This is a genomic window from Dyadobacter luteus (genome assembly GCF_003383615.1).
Taxonomy (GTDB): Bacteria; Bacteroidota; Bacteroidia; order Cytophagales; family Spirosomataceae; genus Dyadobacter; species Dyadobacter luteus.
Window position 1 is genome coordinate 215,919 of record NZ_QNUL01000001.1, and the last position, 11,924, is coordinate 227,842.

Here is an 11,924-nt window from a genome sequence, read left to right on the forward strand (position 1 = left end):
ATTCAGAACCCGTTCGAAAAGGAAGCCAATTTATATATCCATTTTCGAACGGGAGTTTTTTAATTATGAAAGACTGAGCTCCATCTTGATGTCAGATCTTTTATAGACTGTATCGAGAGCAACCTCCTGGAAACCGAGCTTTGTATAAATGTGAATAGCATTGGCAAGAACGCGGTTGGAGTAAAGTATCACTTTGGTGGCCCCCATTTCTTTTGCCTTCAACAAAGCTCCGGCGCAGAGCTGATTGCCTATTCCCTTCCCTCTCGATTCGGAATCAACACCCATTTTTGTGAGTTCGTAAATTCCGGGTTCGACGTATTTCAGAGCAACAGCCCCTAAAATGTCTTTTTCTGATTTAGCAAAAAGGATCACTCCTCCGTGATCAAGAATTGCCTCCTGCGGATTTTCCAAAACATACTTATCAATGGGCTCGATTGTAAAATAAGTTTCCAGCCAGGCTTTGTTGATTTTTTCAAAGTAGATAGCGTACTCCGGTTGGTAATCCAGTATTTCGATTTTCATATTTTGTGATATTGTTATAAGCGACTTTGCGTGAGGGATAGTACCGGAAAGCCCGGAGCACGCTTTTTTGCGTGCGAGGACTTGCAGGGGATAGCCCGACCCCTTTTCGGGGGCACGCCCCAATTTCTCTTTTATTCTGACTGGCTAACAAAACGCCGGTGGTAGTTAATCTGTCCTAAATGATAACCCAGGTGATTGAGCAGATGTAAGAGAATCATTTTTACGGTTTGTTCGGGAAACAGAGACAGAACATGATGCGGATACTCGTTTCGCAAATCCTGCTCCGACAAGCCATTCAGGGTAGCGTTGATGATCGAATCCAAAAGCTGCAATTCGGAAATGAGGCGATCTTTTGCAAATAGCCGTTTCGTAAATTCCGCATCACGATCTCTGACATACGGGTTTTTACCTAAAGTGAGGCCAATGTAGGTTCTGAGATTTCCGATAAGATGCTGAACGAGATTACCGCCGGAATTAATCGTTCCCGGTAAAACGATCCACATGTCGTCCTCCGCGCCGTAGGCTTTTACCTCATTTACTAGTTTGTTCAGCTCTCTACTGTAGAGAGTAGCGAATTCCTGATTGGTTATCATACTGTATTTTGAAATATTTTATTTCCGCTGCAATTTATATCCGGAACTGACAAGATACACGCCCGTCATGGTTACAACAAAAGCCAGAACTGTGAACCAGGTTATTTTTTCTCCCAGGATAAGGAAGCCCAGCAGAATTGCCACGAGCGGATTCACATATGCATAGATGGAAACGAGCCCCGCGGGAAGTTTTGACATTGCATATAAATAGGATGCAAAAGCCAGAATAGATCCGAAAAAAATAAGGTAAATTAAGGCCGCAACGGAGGTGGTATTCATCGAAGGCAGCGCACTCCAGTCCTCATTGAGCGCGCTAAGTGTAAACAGACCGCACCCTCCGACAAACATTTGCACTCCCGCGTTGAAAAAAGAATCTGATTTGGCCCGGTACTTCCTTGTATATAATCCTCCAAAACACCACGACACAACAGATACGAGCACTACAATAATACCGGTCAAAGTTTCGGGTTTATTGACCAGATCAAGATTATCTCCGAAAATGAGTGTTACGCCGCCGAGACCGAAAAGTATACCGCCGAGAATTTGCCAGTTGATTTTCTCGTCTCTTTCCGCAACCAGGTTCATCATGATGGTGAGAACCGGAATGAGCGAACAAAGCAAAGCAGCTAGTCCGCTGGGAATAAACTGAACCGACCAACCCACGATGCCTGTACCGAAAGTGATCATACAAAGTCCCGGGATAATCTGCAGCCGGGCATCCGCCCATGTCCAGTTTTTTCCGGCTCCGCGCAGGAACAGAAAACCCAGGAGTATAGAACCTGCCAGCACATTACGAATCCCCATGAAGATAAGCGCCGGAAAACCAGCTACGCCAATACGGGCGGCCAGGTAAGTAGTACCCCAGAAAAAACAAACCAAACCCAGCGCGATATACCCCTTTGTTGTATTACTCATTACCAATGCATTTAATTGTGCAGCAAAACTATTAGCTTTGAAAAAAACAAAACAGATTCAGTTTTTGATATTTTGAGCATAACAGATCAAATTTCATATGGAGAAGGGCAACGTTACTGAGGATTTTCTGTACAATCGGATTGCGGAACGTTTCATAGGACAGATAGAAACCAATATTCTTAAATCCGGCGATAAGTTACTGTCCGTTCGCGCATTGAGCCGCGAACAGGGTGTGAGCATAAGTACTGCCTACAAGGCATACGCCGAATTGGAAAACAGAGGATTTATTGAAGCGCGTGCCAAGTCGGGTTACGTTGTGAGACACATTTACAAGAAAAATGAGAAACAAAAACTTACAAACATAGCTCCTCTGCAAAATGAAACTACCAATGTGGATGAGCTGATCAGGCGGGTCTACGAGACTCTGACGCAGGAAAGTTTGGTAAGGTTATCGCTCGCATCCCCTTCTTCCAAACTTATTCCGGAAGCGAAACTAAACAAGGCCATGGCGGAGGCACTACGCAAAAGCCCGACCAGTTGCACACAGTACGAGAATATTCAGGGAAATGCGAATCTACGCAAACAAATCGCCAAACACGCTTTCAACTGGAATGGACAGATTACCGAACATGACATTGTTACGACGCAGGGATGTATGGAGGCATTGGTATTCTGCCTGAAAGCAGTAACAGAACCGGGAGATACTGTGGCCATTGAAAGTCCTACCTACTTTGGGATTTTTAATGTAATGAAAAGTCTGGGTTTGAATGTTTTGGAAATCCCTGTTGATCCGGAAACGGGTGTGGATATTGAGTACCTTGAAAATGCGATGAAAAATGTGAAGGTGAAAGCATGCCTGTTTGTGCCTAATTTTTGTAATCCTGTGGGCGCGCTCATGCCTGATGAAAGAAAAAAACAGCTGGTAGATTTATTGACTGTCAACAATATACCATTGATTGAAGATGATATTTACGGAGAAATGTATTTCGGCAAGAGCAGGCCGCGAACCTGCAAAAGCTTTGACCGGGAAGGTATTGTGATGTTATGTTCGTCTGTAAGTAAAACGCTCGCTCCAGGTTACCGCGTAGGCTGGTGTATTCCGGGAAAACACCTCGACAAAATTATCAGTCTGAAATTGATGCATACAGTTTCCGCCGCTACTCCTACCCAATCCGCAATTGCACTGTTTTTTGAAACAGGCCGGTACGACCTGCATCTTCGGAATTTGAGAAAAACGTTGCATTTACAGTATCTGCAATATACTCAGCTCATTACAGATCACTTTCCGGCTGGAATCCGGATCAGCCGACCTGGAGGTGGTTATGTATTATGGATAGAGCTTGATAATAGAATTGACTCGTTCCGGTTGTTCAGCCAGGCACTGGTAGAAAACGTCAGTATAGCACCCGGACAAATATTCACGACCGACGGGCGATACAGTAACTTTATAAGAATAAGTATAGGTGAACCCATTACCGAAGAAATTGAATCGAAAATAAAAATATTAGGACAACTGATACAGGATTACAACAAACAACCGGCTGCAAATGAGGCAGATTGATATCCTGCTGCAACGGTGCTACAAATCGCAACAAGAATGCAACTATCTGATTTTCAATACATGACACCCTGTTGCACTACATATTTAGATACATTTGCCAACAAGTCATTTTTAATACTCAGGCATCAGCAAAAAAGTAAATCCTTTAACACCAACTCCTATGAAACTCAACGAACTGAAAACTAAGCCGGACACTGCACATGGTTGCTGTGATCACGATCACGCACCCGCCACACAAAAGAAAAGTCACGACCATAATCACGATGACCACGACCATGATCATTCGCATGAAAACTCAGGACTGTTTATCAGCCGATGGCCGCTGTGGCTGAGCCTGACTATACTTGCTACATTTCTCATACTGAATTTTGGTACTGATGTGACTGTTAGCCGGACATTGGAAATTACATTAATGCTAACTGCTTATGTATTAGCCGGACACAAGACTGTAGCGCTCGCTTTTCGTAAAGCAAGTCGTGGTGATTTTTTTAACGAGTTCACACTGATGACGATAGCTACCCTGGGTGCTTTTTACATAGGTGAATTCAGTGAAGGTGTGGCAGTGATGATATTCTATGAGATTGGTGAGCTGTTCCAGGATCTGGCAGTAAGCCGTTCCAAACGTTCTATTAAAGCATTATTGGATATTCGTCCGGATACGGTAACTGTTTTGAGAAATCATCAGCAAACGCTGGTTAAGCCTGAAGAAGTTCAACCCGGCGAGATCATTCTTGTGAAAGCCGGAGAAAAGGTAGCTTTGGATGGGATACTAATTTCGGAAACAGGAACATTCAATACTGCTGCGTTAACCGGCGAGCCTAAACCTGATTTGAAAAGAAAAGATGAAACTGTACTGGCCGGGATGATTAATACGGATCGGTCTGTTGAAATAAAAGTCAGTTCACTTTTCAAAGATTCAAAGTTATCCCGAATCCTGGAAATGGTGCAGGATGCAACCAGCAGAAAGGCCCCTACACAGTTACTGATCAGCCGATTGGCTAAAATTTACACACCTGCTGTTTTCGGATTAGCAATGTTTATTATCCTGCTTCCGGCAGTTTTTGTAGACAACTATAATTTTCAAGAATGGCTTTACAGAGGAATGGTATTTCTGGTGATTGCCTGCCCGTGCGCCCTGACAATCTCTATTCCACTGGGATATTTCGGAGGAATCGGATTGGCTTCGCGAAACGGAATATTGGTCAAAGGGTCTAATTTTCTTGATGTAGTAACCCGGCTTGACACTGTTGTAACAGATAAAACCGGAACATTGACGAAAGGAATTTTCGAAGTTCGCAAGGTTGAAACGACGCTGACCGAGAATCAGTTTCTAAGATTAACAGCATCTTTGGAAAGCTACTCTACACACCCTGCAGCACGTGCAGTTTTGAATCATGCAGAAAATTTAAACTTATCCCGTCCTACAGAAGTCACGGAAATAGCAGGACATGGGCTCAAAGGAATTGTTGACGGGCAGGACGTTCTTGCAGGAAACCTGAAACTTTTGAAGAAATTCAATATCGCTTTCCCTTCTTCATTGGAAGAAATCGTTGAAACAGTTGTCATTGTTGCTGTTGACGGAAGTTATGCAGGACATATTATTATTGCAGATGAAATCAAAGATGATGCCCACAATGCTATTCAGGAACTGAAGAAAATGGGTATCAGGACAATCATGCTATCCGGCGATAAATCGGCTGTAGCAAGTAAGGTGGCTAGTGAGCTTGGTATAGACGAATCTCACGGGGATCTTTTGCCGGAAGGAAAGGTGGCAATTGTACAAGAATTGAAAAATAAGGGTAAAAGAATAGCATTTGTAGGTGACGGTGTTAATGATGCACCTGTAGTAGCACTGGCGGATGTAGGTATAGCTATGGGTGGCTTGGGATCTGATGCGACAATTGAAACTGCGGATATAGTGATTCAGAATGATCAACCATCAAAAATTGTATCGGCTATAAAAGCCGGAAAAATCACAAAAGGAATTGTATATCAAAACATTGGGCTAGCCATGGGGGTAAAAATCCTTGTGATGATTTTAGGAGCAGGCGGAATTGCTACTCTCTGGGAAGCAGTGTTTGCTGATGTTGGCGTAGCATTGCTTGCCATTCTCAATGCATTCCGAATACAGGGTAAAAGAATATAGATTAGAAAAAAATGGGAAAGAAATTTGATCACATCACACCTGAATTACAGGCATTTATTCAAAAACAGAAAATATATTTTGTTGCAACGGCAATGAGTACCGGCACGGTTAACCTGTCTCCGAAAGGAATGGATTCCTTCCGGATTATGGATGAAAATCACGTGCTGTGGCTTAATGTGACAGGAAGTGGAAATGAAACGGCGACGCATCTCCTGGAAAATGACAGGATCACAATTATGTTCTGTGCATTCGAAGGGAAACCTCTGATTCTGAGATTATATGGACATGGAAAAGCCTATCATCCTTTTGACAAAGAATGGAGTGAGTACCTTGCATTGTTTCCGGAGTTTCCCGGAACCAGACAAATTTTTGATGTTAAAGTGGATATCGTGCAGACCTCCTGCGGCATGTCAGTTCCGTTTATGGATTATGACAGAGAAAGAGAAGAGCTGAATAGGTGGGCTTCCAAAAAGGGTGAAGATGGCATTCAAAAGTATTGGGAAGAAAAAAATGTGAAGAGCTTTGATGGTTTTGAAACAGGGATTTTTGGCTGATTGCTAATCTGATCATGAGAATTCTGCAACTTTTACCTTATTCTGTAAATTCTTAATCTTTATATACGTGATCAAAAAGATATTTCTATTCTCCCTTGTCAGTGTTGCGACTTTTTCAACACAAACCTTTTCTCAAAGCAAAACCAAACAACTTTTCAACGGCAAAGACCTGAAAGGATGGCATACCGATGTGCCGGAGATGGATAAAAATCCGAAGTTGCAAACTCCGTTTATCATCAGAAACGGACTATTGGTGAGCCTCGGTACTCCTGGTGGGCACCTCATTACAGATTCCCAATTTGAAAATTTCAAATGGACGTTTCAGTATCGCTTTGCCGGCAAACCGGGAAATTGCGGTGCACTTGTGTTTGTGTCAACGCCCAGGGCACTTTACGATATGTTTCCAAAATCTATTGAAGTTCAGATGATGCATGAAAATGCCGGCGACTTTTGGTGTATTCAGGAGGATATTACCGTACCTGATATGGAGAAACGCCGCGGGCCGAAAGAGAAATGGGGAGTGAATGGCGACAAGCTAAGAAGAATCCCGAATCTTACAGACGGAACCGAAAAACCGTTGGGCGACTGGAATACCATGCACATTGAATGTGTAGGAAATACGATCAAAGTCTGGTTGAACGGCGTATTGGTAAACCATGGCTTTAATGCCACTGCTCATAAAGGCCAGCTTGCTCTGCAAGCAGAGGGCTCTGAGGTAGAATTCAGAAAAATTGAACTTACGCCGATTAGCAAGCTAACCAACTGAAAATGAAAATTATGCAGATATGCATTGAGTTTCTCTCTATGCATATCTGCGCAATATTCCCTTAAACTCCCGCAGCCACCTTCTTCATTTTTTCCAATCCGGTTTTTGCCACAAGCAAAGGATCCTGTGCGTAATAGTCTTTGTTAAACACTTCGAATGAAAGTATAATTGGTCTCTCAGGATTTTTAAGTGCTTTCAACAAATCCTTCAAAGGAGCTACTCCATCTCCTGCATATACCCTATCCGCATCCGTAATTTTATCAGTGGCTGGTGCGGCAGGGTAATCATTGATGTGGAAGATTTCTACCAATGGTTTACCTACATTTTTGACACTATCCATTCCTGACCCACCTTTGTGCAAATGGTACACGTCCATCAGTACTCTTGCCGAAGGATGGGAAGTTTCCGCTGCCACAAATAATATCTCTCCCACCCGACTCAGATTCTTCGAAAAACCCCAGAGTTCCAGATGAGGTACTACGCCTGTTTTATCGCCGAGTTCCAGAATCGTCCTGTATCGCTCTGCAACAGCGGATAACTCCAGTTGATCTCCTGTGGTTGCACCCATCGGAGGAGCTGCAACTCGCTTACAGCCAATAGCAGCGAGTTGATCCATTTCCAGTTTCAACTGCTCAATTGCCTTTGATCTGGTAGTAGCATCTGCTACAATCCAGGGAGCAAATCCGATCGCATCTTCCACACGCAGCCCCAAATCGTCAATAATTTTCCTGGCATCAGATAAAGTCCCGCCATTTTTCAGATAATCCTGCAAAGTATTGATCCATATCTCCACAGAGCCATATCCTGCCCTGGCAGCTACTTCCAGCTCTTTTCTAAATCCAAGCTGGTGGCCCCTGAGGGTACTCATGTTCAGAGAATATATAAATGATTCCTTTTTGACAGATGCCTGAACTGGCAACACTGTTGCTGCAGACGCGGCCAGCACCGCTCCTATTGCATTTCGACGATTCATCTCCTGCGTTCTTGTTAATATGTTTGCTTTACTAACGTATCAAAGCAGAATTTTCGTAGTATCTACCAAATAGCACCATGACAATAATGACATTCGCCAAACATGACGCCGTTTAAGTTAAATCAAAATCAAACAATTTCTATAAAACAGAAATATATCCATGATATAAAATCACGAATATCGATCATACTCTAGAATAAATTTCAACCCATTTCGGTGTAAATATAATTAACCACAAAACAAACATAATTCAGTATAGAATAAACTTTATTAAACACATATGAAAAATATTTTTGTAACCGAGTGCGCCAAAACAAACCAGATTAACGGTTTTTGGTAATTTTTATTGCACCAACGAAAATAATATTTGTTTTGTAAAACTAATTCTATTTATAATTGCACCAGGAATCAAGAAAAAAACAAACATTTACTCAACGTTCAAGTACAAGTTCCAATGCGATTCATTAGCTCAATCTGGTTGACTGTCTTGATGGTAATGGGGGTCTTCGCTGACAGTCTAAGTGCTCAGCCAAGTGGAGCGACTTATGCTACAGCTGCTTCACCGGAAGCGGGTGGAACTACTTTACTTGGTTATGGAACAATTGGTACTCCGAATGATGCAGTCGGCAATAAACCTAATAATAACTCGGCCACGCTCAGGGCGGATGGGCTCGGTAGAAGTGCCGCCATACTTCTGAGTTTTACAAACGAAAGACTCGCGACTCCTGCAGCGCCTGTTACGATCTATGTAAGGACAGACATCAATGCCCTTACACATTCGAACGTTATTTCTGTTGTAGGCTTCAGGGCTACAGGAACAGCTATTACTACAAATCCGTTCAAAAACTACTCACTAGCCGATGGCACCATTTTCCTGGCGATTACGCTAACTGAAAGCTTTAAGGCGGTAAAAATCACATTGAATAATACAGGAACGAACGATTTGGTTAGGATTTATTATGCTTTCCATTCCGAAAATGCTACCAACACATCTAATCCTTATCCTTTCAACGCTGGGGACTGCGGTTTACCTAATGTGACAACAAAGGAAGATGCAGCAGTTTTACTGGGGAGATTTACAGTCAATAATCCAGTAAATGCCATAGACGGGGACACCGTAACCCATTCATCATTCGCTACAAATGGGCTTTCGCTTGGTAACACAAAAATACGGCAGACTTTTTTCTTCAACAGCTACTCAAATGAAAGCGATGCTGTAAGAATCGTTATATCTCGCAGTGGCTCACTCGTGGCATTAAACTTAGCCACTAACATAGAATTAAAAGCGTATAATGGTGAAACGTTAGTAAGCACAACCCAACTTGCCAATGATTTATTGAGTGCCGATCTGTTAGGTTTGTTGAATAATGATAAAAGAGTGACATTCTATTATTACCCTAAACAAACTAATGGGCAAGCGTTTATTTTTGATCGATTAGAACTTAGTCTGAATGTGGCAGTTCTTGGTGTAAATCTCGCTGCCAATGCTCTCAACGTACACGATGTACGAAGAGTTCCTGGTGCGCCTTCGGTACCGGTAACCAATACAGTTTGCACAAATGTTGGTTCGATTCTGCTCACCGCAGCATCCGCATTGGAAGGAGTTGTTAATAGTTTATCTTTCAATTGGTATACTGGTCTGAGAGGAGGCAACTCACTCATCACAAATAAACAATATACACCAACCGGTATGACAGCTACAGGAAGCAGGACTTACTACGTCGATGTAACTAAGCCAGGTTGCCCTTTGCCATCAGCCAGACATCAGGTCAATCTTAACGTTGTAAATGCGCCATCAACCCCTCCTATAAACTTAATACCCTAACATGAATACCATAAACTTTTTATATATCTATCACAATTAACAGTTCATTTTATGAAAACGAAAATTACCTCCATCTGCTTTGCTATCATGCTATTGATGACAGCGTTTAATGCCAGTGCTCAAAATCCAGCTGGTAAAATCTACTATGTTCTAAGTGGCGAGTCATTTCAATTGAAGCCGGCATTAGGAAACCTGGCTGGATACGTATGGAAAGACAACGGAACTGATATTACTTCAGGAATTGCAGCAGACGGGACACTTACTTACACTTTTGATCTGGCTACTGGCACAACTGCAGCCGTAACAAAGACACTATCTCTTGGGATTCTGGATGTAGTGGGTGGCTGTCTTTCAAACTTGGTAAATCATACCGTAGTTGTGCTGCCTAAGTTATTACTTACTTTAACCCCAGCTATAAGCGACTTTTGTAACAATCTTACCACAATAAGTACTACAATTACGGCTTCACTGACTGATATTCCCGCAAGCTTAGCTACCTACGGAGTCACCATTGCTTCGACATACAAATGGTTTAAGGGAGAGGAATTATTGTCAGAAACAGGCCCGACACTTACTGTGACTGATATCGGAACATACAGATCAGAAAGAGTTTATAACCTGCCTACAGATGGAAGTTTTAAATCAGACGGAGGAAAGGTCGCCAATGCTATACTAGGATCCGCAGAGATCAAGAAAGATAAGGTTGTTCCAAATACGCCAGACATCCAACTTCTTTAATTCTCCTTGGCTCGCCTTTTATTACATGAAAAACTTAATAACAGTCACGTTATTGTTACTCCTTTCCCGTCTTGCCTTTGGGCAAGGCGGGAGAAAGGAAGTTTTGATATGTAATGGCACTAGCGTAAAACTAAGAGCTACTTCGTTAGGTGCAAATGGTTACGAATGGAGTAAAGACGGGCAAATTCTACCCGGTTTTTCAGGAAGTGATCTACTCATTTCTGAGGAAGGAACCTACGCTGCCGTTGCGTTAAATATTGACGGGTGTGCGTCCGATCAATCGGTAATTATAGCACTTGAATTCCGAAAACCAATTGCTGTTAATGATTACGTAAAAGGGATCAGGAATACGGCTGCTTATATCAATCCATTGGAAAATGACGCTACCTCGTGCGCAGAGCTGGATCCGGCATCATTGGTCATCAAAACACAACCTGCAAATGGATCGGTCAGTATTGTAAACGGACAGTTTGTTTATCAGCCTGTTACAGATTTTTCGAATCAAACAGAATTCAAGTATACAGTCAAAGACAAAACCGGACAAGAATCCAACCTCGCTACAGTCACTTTGGATTATTCAGGGGCGCTACCGGTGGTACTGACCAATTTCAAAGCAGTGAAACAGGAATCGACCGCATTGCTTACATGGTCAACTACTTCTGAAAGTAACAGTGAAAAATTTGTGGTTGAGAGAAGCACAGATGGTAAAAACTGGATCACCATAGGTGCTGTAAATGCTACCGGCAATTCATCGGAGAAACAAGATTATACCTTTACAGACAATTCGCCGGAATCGGGAGTAAATTATTACAGACTTAAAATGATTGATCTGGATGGCAGCTTCGCATACAGTATTATCCGGTCTGTCCATTTCCCGGAATTTTCCTGGGCAACCCTGTATCCTAACCCTGTAAGCAATACATTGCATATCAGCATCAGAAACAAGGAAGTAAGAAAACTCCGGCTTATTGATCCGACAGGTAAAGTACTTTTCAGTTCTGAAGTTACCTCAAAAGAGATGGATTTGAATATGCAGCCCTACAGCTCAGGTGTATTCTTTGTGCATCTTGAACAGGAAAACGGATTGGTATCTATTTTCAAAATATTCCATGAATAGCAATCTGCTCATCTGACCACTTTCGTACAAAAGTGTTCGAATACGGACATCTCACTTCTCACAAATTGCATCAAATGGCCCTAACAGGCCATTTTTTGTTGTGGTATATATTTTTATACAAAGAACTATGTTATACAATGTACCGGAAATGTTGTGTAACTTTGTATGATCTATTAGCCTGAGGGTAAGGCAAGGGATCAGAGGTTAGCGAAAT

Annotated in this window: 11 protein-coding genes; 7 read left to right on the forward strand and 4 right to left on the reverse strand. The window is 42.4% G+C overall.

The window, feature by feature from the left end; all coding sequences use genetic code 11:
* Window positions 1-63: 63 nt before the first annotated feature.
* The 3 genes from DSL64_RS00885 to DSL64_RS00895 form a co-directional block, all read right to left on the reverse strand.
* Entirely contained in the window at window positions 64-522 is a 459-nt protein-coding gene (locus tag DSL64_RS00885; protein ID WP_115828750.1) for a GNAT family N-acetyltransferase, read from the reverse strand.
* Window positions 523-653: 131 nt separating this feature from the next.
* Window positions 654-1,115, reverse strand: a complete 462-nt coding sequence (locus tag DSL64_RS00890; RefSeq protein ID WP_229216907.1) for a DinB family protein — start codon at window positions 1,113-1,115, stop codon at window positions 654-656.
* Between the two features lie 18 nt (window positions 1,116-1,133).
* Window positions 1,134-2,030 (reverse strand): EamA family transporter, encoded by an 897-nt coding sequence (locus tag DSL64_RS00895; protein WP_115828751.1) that lies wholly within the window; start codon window positions 2,028-2,030, stop codon window positions 1,134-1,136.
* 97 nt (window positions 2,031-2,127) lie between these two features.
* Between DSL64_RS00895 and DSL64_RS00900 the strand changes: the two genes are divergently transcribed.
* The 4 genes from DSL64_RS00900 (at window position 2,128) to DSL64_RS00915 (ending at window position 7,057) form a co-directional block, all read left to right on the forward strand.
* The gene (locus DSL64_RS00900; RefSeq protein ID WP_115828752.1) at window positions 2,128-3,591 is read left to right on the forward strand and encodes an aminotransferase-like domain-containing protein; all 1,464 of its coding nucleotides are present in this window, start codon (window positions 2,128-2,130) and stop codon (window positions 3,589-3,591) included.
* Window positions 3,592-3,751: 160 nt separating this feature from the next.
* Window positions 3,752-5,737: a heavy metal translocating P-type ATPase gene (locus DSL64_RS00905; RefSeq protein WP_115828753.1), complete on the forward strand. Its 1,986-nt coding sequence runs from the start codon at window positions 3,752-3,754 to the stop codon at window positions 5,735-5,737.
* A gap of 11 nt (window positions 5,738-5,748) precedes the next feature.
* Window positions 5,749-6,291 (forward strand): pyridoxamine 5'-phosphate oxidase family protein, encoded by a 543-nt coding sequence (locus tag DSL64_RS00910; protein WP_115828754.1) that lies wholly within the window; start codon window positions 5,749-5,751, stop codon window positions 6,289-6,291.
* Window positions 6,292-6,361: 70 nt separating this feature from the next.
* Window positions 6,362-7,057, forward strand: coding sequence for a 3-keto-disaccharide hydrolase (locus DSL64_RS00915; RefSeq protein WP_115829132.1), 696 nt, complete (start codon window positions 6,362-6,364; stop codon window positions 7,055-7,057).
* A 61-nt stretch (window positions 7,058-7,118) separates the two neighbouring features.
* Here the strand turns inward: DSL64_RS00915 and DSL64_RS00920 are convergent, their stop codons facing one another.
* The gene (locus DSL64_RS00920) at window positions 7,119-8,030 is read right to left on the reverse strand and encodes a sugar phosphate isomerase/epimerase family protein (protein WP_115828755.1); all 912 of its coding nucleotides are present in this window, start codon (window positions 8,028-8,030) and stop codon (window positions 7,119-7,121) included.
* A 454-nt stretch (window positions 8,031-8,484) separates the two neighbouring features.
* On the opposite strand from DSL64_RS00920, the gene DSL64_RS00925 reads away from it, so the two are divergent.
* The 3 genes from DSL64_RS00925 to DSL64_RS00935 are packed head-to-tail and all read left to right on the forward strand — an operon-like array spanning window position 8,485 to window position 11,710.
* Window positions 8,485-9,855 (forward strand): immunoglobulin domain-containing protein, encoded by a 1,371-nt coding sequence (locus DSL64_RS00925; protein ID WP_147300310.1) that lies wholly within the window; start codon window positions 8,485-8,487, stop codon window positions 9,853-9,855.
* Between the two features lie 51 nt (window positions 9,856-9,906).
* Window positions 9,907-10,593 carry a hypothetical protein gene (locus tag DSL64_RS00930; RefSeq protein ID WP_115828757.1) on the forward strand — a complete coding sequence of 229 codons (687 nt, stop codon included), beginning with the start codon at window positions 9,907-9,909 and terminating at the stop codon, window positions 10,591-10,593.
* 25 nt (window positions 10,594-10,618) lie between these two features.
* Window positions 10,619-11,710 (forward strand): T9SS type A sorting domain-containing protein, encoded by a 1,092-nt coding sequence (locus tag DSL64_RS00935; RefSeq protein WP_115828758.1) that lies wholly within the window; start codon window positions 10,619-10,621, stop codon window positions 11,708-11,710.
* Window positions 11,711-11,924: the final 214 nt, after the last annotated feature.